The sequence below is a fragment of the Sedimenticola hydrogenitrophicus genome (assembly GCF_029017505.1).
Taxonomy (GTDB): Bacteria; Pseudomonadota; Gammaproteobacteria; order Chromatiales; family Chromatiaceae; genus Sedimenticola; species Sedimenticola hydrogenitrophicus_A.
Window position 1 is genome coordinate 171,954 of record NZ_JAQGEI010000003.1, and the last position, 17,989, is coordinate 189,942.

15 protein-coding genes are annotated in these 17,989 nt (G+C 63.3%); 5 read left to right on the forward strand and 10 right to left on the reverse strand.

The window, feature by feature from the left end:
• Positions 1-138: 138 nt before the first annotated feature.
• From O9K64_RS03205 to pta, 4 genes are all read right to left on the reverse strand, one after another.
• Positions 139-1,908, reverse strand: a complete 1,770-nt coding sequence (locus O9K64_RS03205) for a SulP family inorganic anion transporter (protein ID WP_275096635.1) — start codon at positions 1,906-1,908, stop codon at positions 139-141.
• Between the two features lie 314 nt (positions 1,909-2,222).
• Positions 2,223-2,405, reverse strand: coding sequence for a hypothetical protein (locus O9K64_RS03210; RefSeq protein WP_275096636.1), 183 nt, complete (start codon positions 2,403-2,405; stop codon positions 2,223-2,225).
• A 389-nt stretch (positions 2,406-2,794) separates the two neighbouring features.
• Complete coding sequence (locus tag O9K64_RS03215; protein WP_275096637.1) at positions 2,795-4,000, reverse strand: acetate/propionate family kinase; 1,206 nt, start codon at positions 3,998-4,000, stop codon at positions 2,795-2,797.
• The gene (gene pta / locus O9K64_RS03220; RefSeq protein WP_275096638.1) at positions 3,997-6,105 is read right to left on the reverse strand and encodes a phosphate acetyltransferase; all 2,109 of its coding nucleotides are present in this window, start codon (positions 6,103-6,105) and stop codon (positions 3,997-3,999) included. Before pta ends, O9K64_RS03215 begins: the two co-directional genes overlap by 4 nt.
• Before the next feature lie 282 nt (positions 6,106-6,387).
• Here pta and O9K64_RS03225 point away from each other — a divergent pair, with 282 nt between their 5' ends.
• Positions 6,388-8,031 (forward strand): formate--tetrahydrofolate ligase, encoded by a 1,644-nt coding sequence (locus tag O9K64_RS03225; RefSeq protein WP_335342224.1) that lies wholly within the window; start codon positions 6,388-6,390, stop codon positions 8,029-8,031.
• 3 nt (positions 8,032-8,034) lie between these two features.
• Here the strand turns inward: O9K64_RS03225 and O9K64_RS03230 are convergent, their stop codons facing one another.
• Both O9K64_RS03230 and O9K64_RS03235 read right to left on the reverse strand, forming a co-directional pair.
• Positions 8,035-9,204, reverse strand: coding sequence for a cation:proton antiporter (locus O9K64_RS03230; RefSeq protein WP_275096639.1), 1,170 nt, complete (start codon positions 9,202-9,204; stop codon positions 8,035-8,037).
• A 98-nt stretch (positions 9,205-9,302) separates the two neighbouring features.
• On the reverse strand, positions 9,303-9,512 hold the full coding sequence (locus tag O9K64_RS03235; protein ID WP_275096640.1) for a hypothetical protein: 210 nt from the start codon (positions 9,510-9,512) through the stop codon (positions 9,303-9,305).
• A gap of 192 nt (positions 9,513-9,704) precedes the next feature.
• Here O9K64_RS03235 and O9K64_RS03240 point away from each other — a divergent pair, with 192 nt between their 5' ends.
• The 4 genes from O9K64_RS03240 (at position 9,705) to O9K64_RS03255 (ending at position 12,556) form a co-directional block, all read left to right on the forward strand.
• Positions 9,705-10,184, forward strand: a complete 480-nt coding sequence (locus O9K64_RS03240; RefSeq protein ID WP_275096641.1) for a hypothetical protein — start codon at positions 9,705-9,707, stop codon at positions 10,182-10,184.
• A gap of 244 nt (positions 10,185-10,428) precedes the next feature.
• The gene (gene dmeF / locus O9K64_RS03245) at positions 10,429-11,391 is read left to right on the forward strand and encodes a CDF family Co(II)/Ni(II) efflux transporter DmeF (RefSeq protein ID WP_275096642.1); all 963 of its coding nucleotides are present in this window, start codon (positions 10,429-10,431) and stop codon (positions 11,389-11,391) included.
• 25 nt (positions 11,392-11,416) lie between these two features.
• The gene (locus O9K64_RS03250; RefSeq protein WP_275096643.1) at positions 11,417-11,692 is read left to right on the forward strand and encodes a hypothetical protein; all 276 of its coding nucleotides are present in this window, start codon (positions 11,417-11,419) and stop codon (positions 11,690-11,692) included.
• 78 nt (positions 11,693-11,770) lie between these two features.
• The gene (locus tag O9K64_RS03255) at positions 11,771-12,556 is read left to right on the forward strand and encodes an alpha/beta fold hydrolase (RefSeq protein ID WP_275096644.1); all 786 of its coding nucleotides are present in this window, start codon (positions 11,771-11,773) and stop codon (positions 12,554-12,556) included.
• Between the two features lie 251 nt (positions 12,557-12,807).
• Here O9K64_RS03255 and O9K64_RS03260 read toward each other — a convergent pair whose 3' ends face one another.
• The 4 genes from O9K64_RS03260 to O9K64_RS03275 form a co-directional block, all read right to left on the reverse strand.
• Positions 12,808-13,266 carry an Hsp20 family protein gene (locus tag O9K64_RS03260; protein ID WP_275096645.1) on the reverse strand — a complete coding sequence of 153 codons (459 nt, stop codon included), beginning with the start codon at positions 13,264-13,266 and terminating at the stop codon, positions 12,808-12,810.
• Positions 13,267-13,586: 320 nt separating this feature from the next.
• Entirely contained in the window at positions 13,587-14,690 is a 1,104-nt protein-coding gene (locus O9K64_RS03265) for a lipocalin-like domain-containing protein (protein ID WP_275096646.1), read from the reverse strand.
• A gap of 1 nt (position 14,691) precedes the next feature.
• A complete protein-coding gene (locus tag O9K64_RS03270; RefSeq protein WP_275096647.1) occupies positions 14,692-17,223 on the reverse strand; it encodes an ABC transporter permease in 2,532 nt (843 codons plus the stop codon).
• Positions 17,217-17,924, reverse strand: coding sequence for an ABC transporter ATP-binding protein (locus O9K64_RS03275; RefSeq protein WP_275096648.1), 708 nt, complete (start codon positions 17,922-17,924; stop codon positions 17,217-17,219). The genes O9K64_RS03270 and O9K64_RS03275 overlap by 7 nt, the downstream gene beginning before the upstream one ends.
• Positions 17,925-17,989: the final 65 nt, after the last annotated feature.

Genomic DNA, 17,989 nt, shown 5'->3' on the forward strand with positions numbered 1-17,989 from the left:
TGCCTGTTTCGCTCATCATAGGGCAGCGATCGGAGCGGTGCTAGCCGGAATCGGACCTCTATTCCGGGGTGGCCGGCGAGTGTGATTCGGAGTTCAGTTCCAGACGCCGGGCGGGCCACCGGTCATGGCACCGGACGGCTACTGCGCCGGGGCACCCCGGCACTCCTGGAAGATGTGATGCTCACAGCCCGCGCAGATCGATTTATCCAGCTTGTGATAGATGGCGTGCATGGCGGCATTCTTCGACTGGAAGATATTGCGGTCGCCGATCACTTCCAGATCCCCACCCCGTTCCAGCGAGTCCCACAACCGCTCCTTGACGTTGATCAGGTAGAGCTTTCCGCCCGCGTCCTTGCGACGTTGCGCCTCCTCGACCAGGGCGTGTCCCCCCTGCAGGTCGACAAAGTTGATGCCGCTGGCGATGATGGCCAGGTGCTTCTTCTCCGGGTGATTGGCGCGGATGCGATCGAACCGCTCCTGCAGATGGTTGACCGAGCCAAAGAACAGGGAGCCGTCGATACGGATGATCTTCAGCTGCTTGCACTCCGGCAGATCGGGATCACTGGAGAAGGCGTGTTTGTAGAGGCGGTGGTCGGGCACCCGGGTAACGATATTGGGCTTGGAGACCCGCTCCAGGTAGAGCACCAGGGAGAGCAGGACGCCGGCGAAGATGGCGAATTCCAGCTCCAGGAACATGGCGCTGAACAGGGTTACCAGCAGCACCGCGCTTTCGCGCTTGGAGGACTTCAGGACATGACTGATCTCCTTGAAGTCGATCAGGCCCCAGGCCACCAGGAACAGGATGCCGGCCATGGCCGCCTTCGGCAGATAGGCGGCGTAGGGGGCGACCAGCAGCACGACCACCATCAGCAGCAGGGCGGCAAAGATGGCCGCCAGGGGCGTCCTGGCGCCGGCCTGATAATTCAGCCCGCTGCGGTTGAACGAACCGGTGGCCACGTAACCGGAGAAGAAGGCACCGGCGATATTGGACAGCCCCTGGCCAATGAACTCCTGGTTGCCGTTGATGCGATAACCGCCCCGAGCGGCGATGGAGCGGCCGATGGAGACCGCCTCGGTCAGCGCGAACAGGGTCACCGCCAGGGCGGTGGGGGCCAGGTCCTTGACGTTCTGGAACGACAGCTCCGGTGCCGACAGCGGCGGCAGGGTGGCCGGCAGGGCGCCGACGGTCGGTATATGGGTAATCGATGGCCCGAACCAGGTATCCAGCAACAGCGACACCAGGGTACCGGTGAGCATGGCGGCGATCATGTAGGGGATGCGCGGCAGCCAGCGCTTGAAGGCGATACCGGAGAGCAGGGTGATCAGGGCGATGCCGGTCACCCAGGGATTGATCTCCGGGAGATACCGCGAGAAGTTGAACAGAATCTCATGCAGATGGCCGTCACTGTCCATTTCGACGCCGAAAAAGTGCTTCAGCTGTTTGGCGGAAATCAGCACCGCGGCGCCCGCGGTGAAGCCGATGATGACCGAGTGGGAGATGAAGTTGACCAGCGCGCCCATGCGCGCCAGGCCCAGGGCCAGTTCAAACATGCCCACCATGAAGGTGAGGGTGAGGGCGAGGGTGATGTAATCGGCACTGCCCGGTATGGCATAGACCGACAGGGCGGAGAACAGCACCACCGAGGCGGCGGTGGTGGGTCCCGAAACCAGGTGTTTCGAGGAACCGAACAGGGCGGCGATGATCGCCGGCACCATGCCCGCGTAGAGACCGTATTCCGGTGGCATGCCGGCGATGGTGGCGAAGGCCACGCCTTGCGGCAGGACGACGATGGCGCCGGTGAGGGCGGCAATCAGATCGGCGCGCAGGTCGCGTTTGTCGATATTGGGAAGCCAGTGGGTGAACGGGAGCAGGAAGCTCCAGGCGGGATGAAGTGCCGAAATACGCATCTAATCTTTGTGATTACCTCGTGTCCAAGCGAAATGAGAGACTACCCTGCAGGGTAAATCGACCATCTGCCGGACACGCCGTGGCTATCGCAGTCGTTTCCGGAGTGAATGGGATTCACCACCGGGACAGGCGTCAGTCCGGGCAGATTGGGGCGTTAAGTTGTTGATTCTTCAGCATCCAGAACGGATTAATGGGCGCGCTGATGTTTCGCTGCCTACCATACTATAATCAATAAGACTTTTCTAATTTATTAATGTTACTGTCAGGTTAACCTGGAGCTTATACCTCGGCGCCAGGTACCTGTCTGAATCGCTTACTCCGCCGACACGCTGCGCTTGTAGACAGCCTCTGCGATGGCCAGCAGTTCCGCTTCGCTCATCTCCGGGTAGAGGGTGCGGGCCACCTGCATGCCGATCTCCAACTGGCCGTCGCGGCACAGCCCCGAGATAGCGGCCTGTTCCAGCGCTTCGAGAATGGTGGCGGTTTGCTTGTCCATAGACGTGGTCAGTTCAAGTATCCAGGATTGGATTGTATCACCCGTTTTGTCCCCTGGTGAAAATCGCCACTTGGTAGGGTGGGCACGCTTTTTGTGCCCACGCGGAAGGTGCGGCATGGGACAAAAAGGTGGGCACAGACCACGTGCCCACCCTGCGCGACTGCAAAGTGACGATTTTGTGGATTTTTTGAAGGGCTGGTAGGGGCAGGCCCCTGTGCCTGCCCGGGTCGCTGGCACGGTGAACACAAGGGCAACCACGGGGGTGCCCCTACTGGATGGTGAATTTTCTGGTGGGACGGTAGGGGCCGGCCAATCCAGTGCATAGGGCGCCCCATGGGCGCCGTTATCGGCGTGCGAACCTTGGTGGATCGCCGTCGCGGTGGCCCGTGCTACTTTCTCGAATCGATCAGCGCCTGTGCACAACGCGCAATTTCCAGCTCTTCGTTGGTGGGGACCACCAGCAATCTGACCCTTGAATCGGCCGTGTGCAGGGGCAGGATGATGTTTGTCGTTGCCTGATCTTCAACGGCAACCTCAATGCCCAGCCCCTCCAGCCCGCCGCAGATCTGCCGCCGCAGCGCGCCGTCATGCTCGCCGATGCCGCCGGTGAACAGGATGGCGTCGACCCGGCCCAGGGCGGCGTAGTAACTGCCGATGCTCTTTTTCACCCGGTAGGCGAACATGGCACGGGCCAGCTGCGCCTGGGCGTCGCCATGCGCGGCCTTATCGGCCACCTCGCGCATGTCACTGGAACCACAGACCCCCTTGAGCCCGCTCTCCCGGTTCAGCAGCCGCTCCAGCTGCTGTGCCGTCATGCCGCTCTCGCGCAGCAGGTAGAAGTGCAGCGCCGGGTCGATATCGCCGCAGCGGGTGCCCATCATCAGCCCCTCCAGTGGCGTCATGCCCATGCTGGTGTCAATGCAGTGCCCGGCCTGGATGGCACTGGCGCTGCAGCCGTTGCCCAGGTGCAGGGTGATCAGGTTGAGGCTGTCGAGTGGCCGGCCCAGATATTCCGCCGCCTGCTTGGCGACAAAGTGGTGCGAGGTGCCGTGAAAGCCGTAGCGGCGCACCCGGTAGTTGCGGTAGAGCCGTTCCGGCAGTGCGTAGTGGTAGGCGTGGGCCGGCATGGTCTGGTGAAAGGCGGTATCGAAAACCGCCACCTGTGGGACCGAGGGAGAGAGCGCCAGAGTCACTTCGATCCCCTCCAGGTTGGCCGGATTGTGCAGCGGCGCCAGCGGGATCATCTCGCGAATCGCGTCGACTACCGCCTGGTCGATCAGCACTGGCTGGCTGAACTTTTCACCGCCATGCACTACCCGGTGACCAATCGCGTCCAACTGATCCAGCGAGGCCAGTACGCCGCTCTCGCCGAGCTGCCGTACCACCTGCTCCAGGGCCTGGTGATGATTGGCGGTGGTACAGGGGAGCTCACGGGTACGCTGGTCACCGGAGGCATCGCGCCACTGCAGCTGGTGGCGGCCGTCCGTCTCGCCGATCCGCTCCAGCAGCCCCGCGGCCAGAGGCTGCTGCCGCTGCATATCGAACAGCTGGTACTTGATGGAAGAGCTGCCCGCGTTGATCACCAGTATGCTCACGCCGTCTCCTCCCGGGGATCGTTCTCCTGGGCCTGAATGGCGGTGATCGCCACGGTGTTGACGATATCGGTCACGCTGCAGCCACGGCTCAGGTCGTTCACCGGCTTGTTCAGCCCCTGGATCACCGGGCCGATGGCCACGGCGTTGGCCGAGCGCTGCACCGCCTTGTAGGTGTTGTTGCCGGTATTGAGGTCGGGAAAGATGAACACCGTGGCCCGGCCGGCCACCTCGCTCTCTGGCATCTTGGTGCGGGCCACCTCGGGATCGATGGCGGCATCGTACTGGATCGGCCCCTCCAGTTTCAGGTCCGGGCGCAGGCGGCGCGCGATGCTCACCGCCTCGCGCACCGACTCCACGTCATCGCCCTTGCCGGAGATGCCGGTGGAGTAGGAGAGCATGGCGACCCGCGGTTCGATGCCGAACATGGCCGCGGTGGCGGCCGAGCTGATGGCGATATCGGCCAGCTGAGCGGCATTGGGATTGGGATTGATGGCACAGTCGCCGTACACCAGCACCTTGTCCTCCAGGCACATGAAGAAGACGCTGGAGACCAGCAAACGGCCGGGCTTGGTGCGGATGATCTCGAACGCCGGGCGGATGGTGTGCTGGGTGGTGTGGGCGGCCCCGGAGACCATGCCGTCGGCATGGCCGTGGTGGATCATCATGGTGCCGAAGTAGCTGACGTCGGCCATGGCGTCATAGGCCATCTGCTCGGAGATCCCCTTGTGCTTGCGCAGTTGGTAATAGGTGTCGGCAAAGGTGCGGCGCCAGGGCGAGGTTTGGGGGTCAATCATCCTCACCCCGTTGAGATTGAGCCCGAGCTGGCTGATGCGCTGGCGGATCTTCTCCTCCGAGCCGAGCAGGGTGATATCCACCACCTCGCGCAGCAGCAGGATCTCCGCCGCCCGCAGGATGCGCTCGTCGAAGCCCTCCGGCAGCACGATGTGCTTGCGCACCGACTTGGCGCGCTGGATCATCTCGTACTCGAACATCAGCGGGGTCTTGCGCCGGGTCTGGCTGAGCGAGATCCGTGCCTTCAGCTCCTCTCCGTTGATATATTTCTCCACAATGCCCAGAGCGGCGGCGATCTTGCGCTCGTCCGAGGGCAGGATGCTGCCCTCCACCTCGTTCACCCGCAGGGCGGTGGTGAAGGTGTCCCAGGGGGCGCAGAGGATGGCGACGCGGGATTTGCTCAGCCCCTCCAGCAGGCGGGTCACCTGCGGCGCCGGCGTCAGCCCGCCGGTCAGCAGCAGGCCGGCGATCTTCGGATAGCTGCTGGAGGCGTCCGCCGCCAGGCTGGTGAGGATGATGTCGGCGCGGTCACCCGGGGTGATGATGAGACTGTCTTCCTGGATATTGTCGAGGAAGTTCGGCACTTCCATGGCGGCCACCTTGTAGTGGCTCACCTCGTGGTTGAGAGACTCCTGATCGCCGTTCAGGCAGGTGATATTGAGCGAACGGGCGATCTCGCCGACTGTCGGCTTCTCCAGGGTGCGGTGTTCCGGCAGCACATAGAACGGCAGGGTCGGTATCGCCGAGACGGTCAGCTCGGCGATCACCTGGTCGATGTTCGCCGGATCCACCCGGTTCACGATGGCCGCCAGCAGGTCGCAGCCGCGGTTGTTCAGGGACTCCTCCAGTACCCGCACCGCGTCCACCGTCTCGTGCGCGGAGCGGCCGTAGCCCTTGATCACCGGCATCAGCAGGCAGCCCAGATTGTTGGCCAGGTCGGCGTTGAAATCCAGCTCCATGGCCGAGGTGACATCGGAAAAGTCGGTGCCGGCGCAGACCACCATCTCGACCTGCTGCTCCAGCGCCTTGTACTTGGCCATGATCTGTTTCAACAACTCGGCATAGCGCCCCTCCGCCAGCAGATTGCGCGCCGTTTCGTCGGTACAGCCATACAACGAGGAGACCGGCAGGTCGATGCCGTAGCGTTGGGTGATCAGGTGGGTGAGATCGTCGCTGCCGCCGTTCTCCGGGATGATCGGGCGAAAGAAGCCGACCCGCTTGGTCAGGGCGGTGAGCATCTCCATCATGCCCAGGACCACGACCGATTTACCACTGCCGGGTTCCGCCCCGGCGATATAGATGCTTCTTAACATGGTTGCTCTGGTTAGGACCTGTCAATAAATAACTACGACGCCTTGCTGGTCTTTTCGTCCGCCTTCGGCGTTACGGCAAGACTTACATAGAGCGACTATGCGCGCCTTGCCGTGCCTTGAAGGCAAACGAAAATCCGGCGCAATACGCCGCAGTTATTTCTTTCCAGGCCCTTATTGTTCAGGGTGTCCGGGTTGTGCGGCGCAGCATGGAAAATAGCATAAGCAGTTTGCCGACAGAATACCATCGCTTCGTGCTTTAATAGACACAGAATAGCCAACAAGATTAAAAAGGGGTTCCCGATGCAACCCATCCAGGAAATTGCCGAGCGGCTCGACCTGACCGCCGCCGATCTGATGACCTACGGTGACCGGATGGCCAAGCTCCGGCTCCCGGTTTTGCAGCAGAATGCTGGCCGACCGTCTGGCCGGATCATCCTGGTCTCGGCCATCAATCCCACCCGTGCCGGCGAGGGCAAGACCACGGTCTCCATCGGCCTGGCCCAGGGGATGCAGCGGCTGGGCGCACGGGTGGCGCTGGCGCTGCGGGAGCCTTCCCTGGGACCGATCTTCGGCATCAAGGGGGGCGGTACCGGTGGCGGCCGTTGTCAGTTGGAGCCGTCGACCCGGATCAACATGCACTTTACCGGCGACATGCACGCCATTGGCGCCGCCCACAATCTGCTGGCGGCCCTGGTGGACAACGCGGTGCATTTTCACAGCGAGCTGGATCTGGAACACCGCCAGGTGTTCTGGCGCCGGGTGCTGGATGTGAACGACCGGGCGCTGCGTCAGGCGGTGATCGGGCTGGGCGGCCGCCTCAATGGGGTACCGCGGGAGACCGGTTTCGATATCACCGCCGCCTCCGAGGTGATGGGCATCCTCTGCCTGGCCGAGGACCTGGCCGATCTGAAACGGCGGCTGGGCAATATCCTGGTGGGATTCGACCGCGCGGGGGCACCGGTGACCGCCGGCAGGCTGAAGGCCACCGGGGCCATGGCGGCCCTGCTGCACGATGCCATCCTGCCCAACCTGGTGCAATCCAGCGAGGGGGTGCCGGCGCTGGTGCACGGCGGACCCTTCGGCAACATCGCCCACGGCTGCAACAGCGTTATCGCCACCAAGAGCGCCGCGGCCCGGGCCGATTACGTGGTCACCGAGGCCGGGTTCGGCTTCGACCTGGGGGCGGAAAAGTTTTTTGATCTCAAGTGCCGCAGCGCCGGCATCTGGCCCAGTGCCGTGGTGCTGGTGGTGACGGTGCGCGCCCTGCGCACCCATGGCGGCGGCAATCCCGACACCGGCGGTACCGTGGAGGAGATCCGCGCCGGCATGGAGCACCTGTATCACCACGTGGAGAGCGTGCAAGCGTTCGGCTTCGAACCGGTGATCGCCATCAACCAGTTTGCCGGCGACAGCGAGGCGGATCTCGCTGCCATCGAGGCCGGCTGCAAGGCGCACGGCTTGAGCGTGGCCCGGTTTGACGGCTTCGAGCGGGGCGGCGCCGGCGGCGTGGCGCTGGCCGACGCGGTAATACAGGCCACCGTCCAGCAGCAGCCACCGACCCGCTTCCTGTATGAGCTGAGCGAGTCCCCGGAACGCAAGATCCTGGCCGTGGCCAGTACCATCTATGGCGCCAGCGAGGTGGTGTACAACCGCGCGGCGTTGAAGGACCTGGAACGGATTCGCGCCCTGGGTTATGAAAAGCTGCCCATCTGTATCGCCAAGACCCACCTCTCCCTGAGCAGCGACCCGGCCCGGGTGGGGCACCAGGACGGATTTGAATTGCCGGTGGAGTCGGTGCGGATCTGCGCAGGTGTCGGCTATCTGCTGGCCCTCACCGGCGACATCGTCACCATGCCGGGGCTCTCCGCCAGCCCGGCGGCGCAGCGCATCGACCTCTCCGACGACGGCGAGGTGCTGGGGGTGTGATGATCAATCCCGCCGCAGCTTGTCCGACAGGGCGATCGGCGTGGGGTACTTGAACAGCACCCGGTAGGTGGAGACCAGGAAGGTGAGCAGGGTGGCGAGCTGGATCAGATAGGAGGCCTGCAGACCGATCAGGGCGCTCTCCCAGGCCAGCACCGCCAGCAGCAGGGAGAATTCGCTCATCTGCCCCAGCCGGGCGCCCACCTCGGTCGCGCGTGCCCGCTCCTCCCCCACCATACGCAACAGCCGGCCGAAGATGACCGGTTTCAGCAGCAGCATGAGCGCGGCGATCAGCAGGGCGGGGAGGATCACATCGTCCAGCATCCCCAGATCGAACCCGGCGCCCAGTGAGAAGAAGAACAGCACCAGGAAGAAGTCACGCAGGGGCTTGAGATTCTCCGAGATGAACAACGACACCGGGCTGGTAGCCAGTGAAACCCCGGCGATAAAGGCGCCGATCTCATGCGAGAGGCCGAGCGCGGTGGCGGCCTCGGCCAGCCCCAGACACCAGCCGATGGTGATCAGGAAAATATACTCCTTGATGGTGTCGAACCGCTTCATCAGGGGATAGAAGACAAACTTCACGAACACCACCGAGACGCCGATCAGCAGGGGCAGGGCGAGTCCCAGTTTGAAGATCTCCAGCACTGGGGATGCGTTACCCCCGCCGCCCTTGATCACCAGCAGCAACAGGATGGCGATCAGATCCTGGAACAACAGGATGCTGATCACCAGTTCGCCGGTGTGCTGGTGATGCAACACCGTGGTGGGTAGCAGTTTGAGGCCGATGATGGTGCTGGAGAACATCATCGCCGCGCCGACGATCAGCGACTCCTGCAGGCTGAAGCGAAACAGCCAGGCGACCAGCCCGCCGCACAGGGCGAACAGCGCGGAGCTGAGCAGGGTGACGGTGGTGGTCTTTTTCAGCAACAGCAGCAGATCCCGGGGGTTCAGCTCAAGCCCCATCAGGAACAGCAGGAACATGATACCGATATTGGACATCTCCCGTACCAGCTCGCTGTCGTTCACCAGCCCGGCGGCGGAGGGGCCCAGCAGCACCCCCAGCAGGATGTAGGAGATCAGCAGCGCCTGGCGCGCATAGAGGGCCACGGTGGCAAACAGTGCGGCACCGGAGAAGATCAGAAAAATGGTAAAGAGTATCGGGTGCTCTGTCATGCAAACAGATCGCTCAGTCCGGTTGAGATTGATGGGTCCTTAACTGAATGGCACGTACTTAGGGGATTCCTGTCCTGAGGGAAGTAATATTCGGCTCCTTACTCTCCCTGCAGCTCCTTCAGCCGGCTACGGTAGGTCTCCTCGTCGATCTCGCCCCGGGCATGTTTCTGCTGCAGTATCTTGATATGTTGCTCCGCCCACTCTTCGGGCGAACCGACCGACCGGTTCAGCCACCAGCGCAGGACCAGGATTCCGGGAACGATAAACGCCAGCCCGGTTGCGGCCGTGATAAGTTGATCTTGTAACATGGGTTCTGGCCCCGGAGGTGAATTATTCGAACTGCGACTGGACCATTATACACAAAGCCATTGGCTATTGGTCAGCTGGGATAACCCGGGCATGGTCGGAAATAACCCTTGCGATTGATGGTTTGTCAGGCCGTTTTTTTCAGCTAAATGTATGGGGAAAGGGGACTGCCGTGGTGACTCATGGGTGATGATATGTTTGTAGTCGATGATCCGGTACTGGCCTTGATCGTCCGTTTTGTCGTGCGGGACAGCGATCTCGATGTAATGGACCAGGATTTCCTGAATCGCCAGGTCGAAACGATGAAACGCTATCTGGCCCGTTATCCCGTACAGGAGCAGCGGGGCCGGGCGATCGAGTGGATAGCCGAATATGCCGCCGAGTACCGGGCCCAGTGGCAGCAGCAGGTGGCCGTGCAGCAGGCCGGTCAGACCCGCTGCAGGGACTGCCCGATGAACACCTTTGGTGAGGCGAGTTATTGCCAGATCCACCACCAGTGGCTGAATCTGCTCAAGCGCTATGCACGGAATGAGTTGCTTTCCACGGAATACGTGGAGCTGGCCCTGCACCTGCTGCGGGAACACAAGGCGGAGCTGAAGCTGCGAAAACAGCACGAGGCCGAGGAGCTGCGACAACTCAGGGCCTATCGTGAAGGGAGGAACCGACCGCTGTAGCGCTACCCCGGGTAGCTTGTAGGATGCGGTGAGTGAAACGAACCGCATCAGATAGCTTGCACCGTTCCAGTGCTGGGTGGTGCGGTTCGCAAGCTCACCGGCACCCTACATTAGAATCGCGGCCGCTGTAGCGCGGCCCCGGGTAACGGTACCGGCTTAGGCGGGGCGTTTTTGGGGGGTGCATCCATGCGCAGCAAAACCCTATAATCCCGGTACACAGATTTGGCAGTATCCGGGAATCGACATGCATATCCACTCGCTCGAACAGTGGCGCCACGGCCACAACTTCAATATTGACACCGCTGAAGGGGAACGCCGCACCCGGCTGGTGGTGCTGCTCACGGCAGTCATGATGGTGGTGGAGATCGCTGCCGGCTATCTGTTCGGCTCCATGGCCCTGCTGGCGGATGGCTGGCATATGGGCACCCATGTGGCGGCGCTGGCCATCTCGCTGTTCGCCTATCGCTATGCCCGGCTGAATGTGGACAATCCGCGCTTCAGTTTCGGCACCGGCAAGGTCACCGCACTGGGCGGTTTCGCCAGCGCGATTACCCTGGCGATGGTGGCCCTGCTGATGGGGGTGGAGTCGGTCGAACGCCTGGTCGCGCCCCAGACCATCCACTTTGACCAGGCGATCCTGGTGGCGGTGCTGGGGCTGGCCGTCAATCTGCTCAGTGCCTGGTTGTTGCATGGCGGCTCGGTCGCGCATCACCACCATCATCATGATGACCAGCCCCACGGGCACCATCATCACCACGACCAGAATCTGCGCGCCGCCTATCTGCATGTCATTGCCGATGCCCTGACCTCGGTGCTGGCCATCATTGCCCTGATTGCCGGCAAGTATTTCGACTGGATCTGGATGGATGCCCTGATGGGGATTGTCGGTGCCGTGCTGATCACCCGCTGGAGTGTCGGCCTGCTGCAGGAGACCAGTGGAGTGCTGCTCGATTCCGTCCCCAGTGAGGAGCTCGGCCGACGCATCACCGAGGCGATCGAGGAGGATTCGGACAATCGCATAGTCGATCTGCATATCTGGCAGCTGGGGCCAAAGAGCTTTGGCGTCATCGTCTCCCTGGTGACCCATGAACCCAGGGACCCTGAACACTACAAGGCGCTGATCCGGCATATCCACTCGCTGGGACATGTGACCATCGAGGTGACCGGCTGCGCGGGCGAGAGTTGCGCCATGCCGCCGCGGTGCTAGGCCGCGGACGGAACAGCGAGACGTGATGCAATCTCCCATAGATAAACTGCTGAAGAAACATCAGGAACTGGTTCAGTCGGACAGGCGGGTGGTGGTGTCTCATGTGCAGCGGGAACAGGGGGACTGGATCATCAACACCCTGATGATCGCGGGGCAGTCGGTGCCCTTCATCTATAAACGCAAACGACGCTACAAATCGTTACAGGGGCAGCGCGTCAATATCACCTACTACGCGGCCGTGGATGCGGTGGCAGGGATCGAATTTGAAGTGATGAAGGTGGTACGCATCCGGGTGAGCTGAGCCGCCACCGCAGCGCGGGCTGTTCATCGGCCGGCCGAGCGGTTACCCTTCACGGGTTAAAGGTTACATGTGAAATCAATGGGCAACGAGAGCAAGACCTATCTCACCCTGAACGGGACGCGACTGGAATGCCAGTGGTTCGGCCAACCCGACGCCGACCGGCCGGTGCTGGTACTGCTGCATGAGGGGCTGGGCTGTGTCGGGATGTGGCGGGATTTTCCCCGCCGGCTGGCGCAGCAGACCGGACTTGCCGTGTTCGTCTTCAGCCGCCAGGGTTATGGCGGTTCCGATCCGTTCGCGGCACCCCTGGATGTCGACTTCATGCACCGGGAGGGGCTGGGAACTCTACCTGCGGTGCTGGACGCGGCGGGGATCGCCCAGGCCTACCTGGTCGGCCACAGCGACGGCGCCTCGATTGCCCTGATCTATGCCGGCGAACGCACCGACCCGCGCATCCGGGGGCTGGTGCTGCTGGCCCCCCATCTGTTCGTCGAGGAGGAGACCCTGCACGGCATCCGCCAGGCCAAGCAGGCTTACGACAGCGGCAACCTGGCCGAGCGGCTGCGTCGCTACCATCTGGACCACACCGAAAGCACCTTCCGTCACTGGTCGGGGATCTGGCTGGATCCCCGCTTCAGCTCCTGGAATATCGAGTCTAGCCTGACGGGTATCGATGTGCCGCTGCTGGCGGTGATGGGGGAGGATGACCAGTACGGCACCCTGGCGCAGATACATACCCTGGCCGAGCGCCTGCCACAACGGACCGAACTGGCCGTCCTGAAGGATTGCGGCCATTCACCCCACCTGGAACAGCCGGCGGAGACGCTCAAGGTGGTCGGCGACTTTATCGAGCGACTCGCCTGATTCAGGATGCCCGCATGTCCCCGTCATCCGTGTGAAAAATGCCGGGTTGTATCGCTCACCACGGCCCTGCTCCTGGGTGGTTGCAACGTGGATCGGGCGAGAAGCGCAGTATACTCAGTTTCGAGAAGATGCCCCGGCGGGAGGCGACAACGATCGCGCGCTATCTGAAACAGCTCGGCCGGGAATAGGGCGCTTATGGGGGAAATGGGGGAAATCGGGCCCGGTCAGCAGGCCGGGCCCGGAGCGACAGGTCAGGCGGCTTCCACCGTGTTGTCGATAATGTTGGAGGAGCGCTTCTGGATCTCGATCCGCCGCGGTTTCATCTCTTCCGGTATCTCCCGGATCAGTTTCACTTCGAGCATGCCGTCCTGAATGGTGGCGTTTGCTACCCGAATGTGATCCGCCAGCTGGAAGTTGCGCTCAAAGCTGCGATTGGCAATGCCGCGATGCAGGAAGGTCCGGTCGGAGGGCTCCTCCTGTTTCTGGCCGGCCACGTGCAGCATGTTCTGCCGCACCTCGATCTCCAGGTCTTCGGTGGTGAAACCGGCGACCGCCATGGTGATGGTGTAGTGGTCCTCGTCATCCAGCTCGATGTTGTAGGGCGGGTAACCGCCGCTGACATTGGCGTTGTGGATCGATTCCAGGGTGTTGGCCAGCCGGTCGAAGCCGATGGCACTGCGAAACAGGGGTGAAAGATCGTAAGCTCTCATGGTCATATCCTCATTGTTCAAGCGATATTTTCAAGCGGGTGTGTTCGGTTGAACCACACGGTTTCGTGGATCCTTACGGCCTCCACTTGCCCTATGAGTTAGGGTCGGTGGTTTTGGATTTCAAGCGTCGTTACGGAGATTTTTTACTCACCGGTCCCGGCTGTGAGCGGATCTGGTAGGGTCGACGCAGCTCGTAGGTTGGGGTGAGGAACGAACCCCAACATCATTTTGCGCACCCATGAGGCTCTGTTGGGGTTCGCAGGCTCACCCCAACCTACCAGCTCCCAGCGTTATGCATCGGCTCACCAGCCGGGCCGGTCTCAATACCCGGTCATCTCCAGATACCCCCGACCCACCAGGTTGTCCCCCTCATACACATCCACGGCACCCTCCCAGTAGCGCACGGTGTGGTCCATCTCCTGATCGTCCAGCAACGGTTTGATACGCAGGGTTCTGTCGCGCGATTTGATCCGCATTTCCCATTCGACCGGATAGCTTATGCCCGTGGGGTTCTGCCACCAACGCAGGGGAGTGAGTTCAATGTCTTCCAGGTCCAGGCGACGGGTTGCGCCATCGGCCCCAGTCAGGCTGCCGGCGCTGTGGGGATCGTCCTTGCCGTCCCGACCGCGTAGCCGGTAGAACATCAGATTGTCGCCGTCGTTTAGTTGCAGGGAGAACCAGTCCCAGCCGGATTGTTCCGGGGACAGGGCACTGGTACCCCACTCCCGGTCGAGCCAGGAGTCGCCCTGTACCGCCAGGGTCTCTCCATCCAGGCTGATCGTCCCGGCGGTGCGCAGGCGCGGATAGGAGTAGTAATAGGATGCGTTGCCCGGTTCAGCGCTTTTCCGGCTCAGCCCCCGCTCACCCTGGAGTACGACCCCGACGCTGGGTTCGACAGCCAGCGTCAGGCCGAACGCCCTGGTTGTCAGATCCAGGTGCCAGGGGAACTCGCTACCTTCGGCGCGCAGTTGCCAATCCTCCGTCCAGACCCGAAATGGTGTGATTGCTACGCCTGCCAGCCCGGGGCCCGCACGGGTCAATCGCTCCTCGGAAAGATGGCGCTTGCCATCGGCATCGGTGATGGCCACATGGGCCATCCAGAGTGGATTGCCGGCCCAACTGGAGGCACTTTTTTCGCCGCCGGGCAGGGTCAGGGAGAAGCGGAAAAAGGTGACCTGATAGCCGAAGCGGCGGCCATCGTCGCTTAGCAGATTGCCGGTGAGATACCACCATTCGGTACGGTATTCGGGGTGTCCGCCATGATCCCGGGGGAACTGGAAATCACGGGGTGTCGTGGCGCGGGCAAACCCGGCCTGCCCCAGCTCCGAGAGCAGATCCGTGGCGGAGAGTTTCTCCGCCGGGGGCGCGGGTTCGGCGCACCCCGTCAGGATGAGCACCAGCAGCAGAAGCGCGAGCCGTTGCATGCTACTCCTCCCGCAACGCCAGGGCGGGGCGGGTGCGCGCCATGCGCAGGCTGGGGTAGAGCCCGGCCAGCAGCGCCGCCACCAGGGCGAAACCGGTGGCCTCCAGCAGGATGGTCGGCGACAGCTGGCTGGGCATGCTCCAGCCGAAGGCGCGCAGGTTGATTACATGCACCAGGATCTCCGCCATCAGCCAACCCAGCGGCATCGCCAGTAGCGCCGCCATCAGCCCCATCAGCAGGGTCTGCAGGCTGACCTGGCCCAGCAGCTGGCGCGGCGTCAGGCCGGTGGCGCGCAGGATCGCATGCTCCCTGGCCCGTTCCAGCTGCAGCGCCATCATGGCGCTGAGGATGCCGACAAAGGCCACCGCGATCACCAGCAGACGCAGCACCCGGGTGATGGTGAAGGTGCGGTCGAAGATCTCCAGGGACTGTTCCAGGATCTCCCGGTTGGCGCGCACCTGCAGGGGCCGCTCCGCCTGGCCGGCCAGCTGCTTGATCCGGGTGAGCAACGGACCGCTGGGCTGTCCCGGTTGCAGGTAGACGCCCAGGGTGGTGATCTGCGCGTCGTCCCAGAGGGCGGCATAGCGCTCCCTGGGCATCACCACCAGGCCCCGGTCCGAGCCGTAGTCGAAGAAGATGCCGCCGACGGTAAAGCTGACGACGCCATCCGGCGTCAGCAGCGGCAACGGGTCGCCCACCTGTATCCGCTGGTGGTAGGCGTAGGGCTCGGAGATCAGCAGCAGATCGCCCGCGGCGAAGCGCGCCCAGAGATCGGGCAGGGTCCCGCCCTTGAAACGGAAGCCGCGGTAGCTGCGGCTGGCCAGGCCGATGGCCAGCAGGTGGACCGGACCGCGCTCGCTCTCCAGGGTGACGTGGCGGCCGCTGCTGATCTCCGCCACCCCCTCCAGCTGTTGGATTCGTGACGGCAGCCAGTCGGGCAACGGGGCGGAGGCGCGTTTGGAGGCGCTGTGAGTCGCGCTGACATAGATATCCCCCTGCACCGTCTGGGCCAGCCACTGGCCGACGGTGTCGCGGAAACTCTCCACCATGATGCCCATGCCGATGGTGGCGGCGATCGCCAGGGTCAGGGCGGCGATAGCCGGGCCGGTGCGGCTCAGGGTGGCGTCGATACCCCGGGAGGCGAGTCGGCCGATGCTGCCGAATGCGCCTGCCAGCGGATACTGCAGCAGCCGCGAAAGCGGCGGCACCAGGGTCGGCACCAGCAGGCAGTAGCCCATGATGAAACAGAACAGGGCGGCAAACCCCAGCAGCAGGCTGCGCTCGGAGCTCTGCACCAGCCCCAGGCCGCCACCCATGCCCGCCAGGCCGATCAGCAGCAGCCAGGGGAGGGCGCGGTGACTGCGCCGTTCGATCACCGAGCGGCGGTTGACGCTCTGCGGGCTGGAACGGGTCGCCTCCCAGGCCGGTATCGAGGCGGCGATCAGGGTGGTCAGCAGACCCAGCAGGGTGCCGGTCAGCAGGATCGGCGGCGCCAGGTCGAGCCGACTTACCGTGAGGGCGAAATAGAGGTCATTGATGGTGCGGGTCACCAGCCAGAGCAGTTCCCGGGCCAGCAGAATACCGGCCCCCATCCCCAGCAGGGTGCCGAGCAGACCGATGATCATCTGTTCGGCCAGGATGGCGCGGAACACCTCGCCCCGGGTGGCGCCCAGCAGGCGCATGATGCCGAACTGGCGGCGCCGCTGCAGTACCGAAAAGGTGGCGGTGTTGTAGATCAGGAAGCCGCCCGCCAGCAGGGCCAACAGGCTCATGGCGGTCAGGTTGGTCTGGAACGCCTGGCTCATGCCGGCCATGGCGGCGGTGCGCTGCTCGGTCTCCACCAGTTGCACCCCCGGGGGCAGCCAGGCTCGCAACCGGGCGGCCTGCGCCCCGTCCAGGGTGAGGTCGATCCGGTCCAGCGTGCCGTACTGCGTCAGCAGGGTCTGGGCCACTCCGATATCGGTCACCAGGACGCCGTCCAGGGCGGCTTGCGAACGGGCGCCGAACAGGGCCAGGATCTCCGTCTCCCGGGTACGCCCGGCGATATCCAGGGTGAGGCGGCTGCCCGCCTGCAGTCCCAGCCGCTGCGCGCTGTAGGCCGGGATCAGCAGGCCATCGCGCCGGGTCAGCAATTGGTTCAGCACCGCGGGCGGGGCATCCAGGGTGAGATCCCGGAACGGCCGTTCCGCCAACGGATCGACCCCGAGCAGGGTCAGCTGCTCCTCGCCGATGCGCACTACCCCCTCCACCACCGGTGCGCTGGGCAGGTAGGGATGTTCCATTCTCAGCCGGGTATAGAGCCGTTCCGGTATCCCGCCCGGACCGCCGATGATCTGATGGCTGACGCGGCCGGAGATCTGCTCCATGGTGATCTCGAACGCCCGGCTGGCGCTCTGGTTGGCCAGTCCCACCGCCATCACCACCGCCACCCCCAGGGCGATGCCGAGTACCGAAAGGATGGCCTGCCAGGTGTGTCGCCGCTGGTGGCGGAAACCGGCCCGCCAGAGCCTTGAGCGGAGCCGTGAGCCTACCAATGGAGCTCTCCCTGTTCACTCAACACGCCGTCGCTCAGGGTGAGGATGCGATCGGCCCGCCGGGCCACCTCCAGGCTATGGGTGACGATAACCAGGGTGCGCTTGAGCTGTCGCGAGAGACCGATCAGGATGTCGAGGATCTGCTCACCGGTCTCCGCATCGAGGTTGCCGGTGGGTTCGTCGGCCAGCACCAGGGCGGGGTTGTGGATCAGGGCGCGGGCGATGGCGATGCGCTGCTGTTCACCACCGGAGAGCTGGTCGGGGAAGGCGTTCCAGCGATCACCCAGCCCCACGTCGGAGAGGATGAAGCCGACCAGGCGACTGATCTCCGGTTCCCTGACGCCGTTGAGTTCCAGCGGCAGGCCCACGTTTTCGGCGACGGTCAGGGTCTGGATCAGGTTGAAGAACTGATAGACAAAGCCGATATGGCGGCGTCTCAGCAGGGTGCGGTCGCGTTCGGAGAGGGCGTTGATGTCCCGGTCCATGACCCGGATGCGGCCCGCTTGCGGGGTATCGATGCCGGCCAGCATGTTCAGCAGGGTGGATTTGCCGGAACCGCTTCTGCCCAGCAGGGCGAGACACTCATGCTCCGCCACTTGCAGGTCGATCCCATTGAGAATGGGCCGCCCGCCGCCACCTTCCCGGTAGCTGTGGAACAGTTGTTCGACGACGAGTAGCGGTTTGTTGTGCGTCTGATTCATAACCTGATCATTACATAAATCTCATGAAGAACTTAACCCTAAGTTATTGATATTTTCGTTTACGT

Excerpts from the sequence above, each read along its gene's own strand:
- O9K64_RS03205 (WP_275096635.1), bottom strand. The coding sequence starts at position 1,908 with ATGCGTATTTCGGCACTTCATCCCGCCTGGAGCTTCCTGCTCCCGTTC.
- O9K64_RS03235 (WP_275096640.1), bottom strand. The coding sequence starts at position 9,512 with ATGTTACAAGATCAACTTATCACGGCCGCAACCGGGCTGGCGTTTATC.
- O9K64_RS03240 (WP_275096641.1), top strand. The coding sequence starts at position 9,705 with ATGTTTGTAGTCGATGATCCGGTACTGGCCTTGATCGTCCGTTTTGTC.
- O9K64_RS03255 (WP_275096644.1), top strand. The coding sequence starts at position 11,771 with ATGGGCAACGAGAGCAAGACCTATCTCACCCTGAACGGGACGCGACTG.
- dmeF (WP_275096642.1), top strand. The coding sequence starts at position 10,429 with ATGCATATCCACTCGCTCGAACAGTGGCGCCACGGCCACAACTTCAAT.
- pta (WP_275096638.1), bottom strand. The coding sequence starts at position 6,105 with ATGTTAAGAAGCATCTATATCGCCGGGGCGGAACCCGGCAGTGGTAAA.
- O9K64_RS03265 (WP_275096646.1), bottom strand. The coding sequence starts at position 14,690 with ATGCAACGGCTCGCGCTTCTGCTGCTGGTGCTCATCCTGACGGGGTGC.
- O9K64_RS03260 (WP_275096645.1), bottom strand. The coding sequence starts at position 13,266 with ATGAGAGCTTACGATCTTTCACCCCTGTTTCGCAGTGCCATCGGCTTC.
- O9K64_RS03210 (WP_275096636.1), bottom strand. The coding sequence starts at position 2,405 with ATGGACAAGCAAACCGCCACCATTCTCGAAGCGCTGGAACAGGCCGCT.
- O9K64_RS03230 (WP_275096639.1), bottom strand. The coding sequence starts at position 9,204 with ATGACAGAGCACCCGATACTCTTTACCATTTTTCTGATCTTCTCCGGT.
- O9K64_RS03250 (WP_275096643.1), top strand. The coding sequence starts at position 11,417 with ATGCAATCTCCCATAGATAAACTGCTGAAGAAACATCAGGAACTGGTT.
- O9K64_RS03275 (WP_275096648.1), bottom strand. The coding sequence starts at position 17,924 with ATGAATCAGACGCACAACAAACCGCTACTCGTCGTCGAACAACTGTTC.